Raw genomic sequence first — 340 nt, forward strand, 5'->3', positions numbered from 1 at the left:
AAACCATTGAGTCGATCCAATCAACTGAAACACTGATCTCACTACAAAACCCAATTCAGCGCACCGTTATGCCCTAGCTTCTTTTTTGTTATAATCGCGGGAATTTTTTGATTAGAGTAGTAAGTAGATGGCCGAGAATAGATTCCATCGTGTAAAAAGCGTATTAGATAGACGCCAAACCGACCTCACAGTGTGCCTAGATGAAGTACATAAGCACCATAACCTGTCAGCGATTGTGCGTACCGCAGATGCGGTTGGCTGTCACCACGTACACGCAGTATGGCCACAAGATCAAAGACGGTTAACAAACAATACCTCTGGCGGCAGCAAAAATTGGGTT

The 340-nt window shown here is 44.4% G+C and carries 1 protein-coding gene and 1 pseudogene; both read left to right on the forward strand.

Features of this window, described 5'->3' with window-relative positions; genetic code table 11:
* A pseudogene (locus CWC11_RS21125) lies at positions 1–77 on the forward strand (transcriptional regulator AsnC); the annotation flags it as partial.
* A 50-nt stretch (positions 78–127) separates the two neighbouring features.
* Positions 128–340: TrmH family RNA methyltransferase (locus tag CWC11_RS21130; RefSeq protein WP_283241031.1), on the forward strand; the 213-nt coding region annotated here is incomplete at its 3' end.

The organism is Pseudoalteromonas sp. S3178 (genome assembly GCF_005886985.1).
Lineage (GTDB): Bacteria > Pseudomonadota > Gammaproteobacteria > Enterobacterales > Alteromonadaceae > Pseudoalteromonas > Pseudoalteromonas carrageenovora.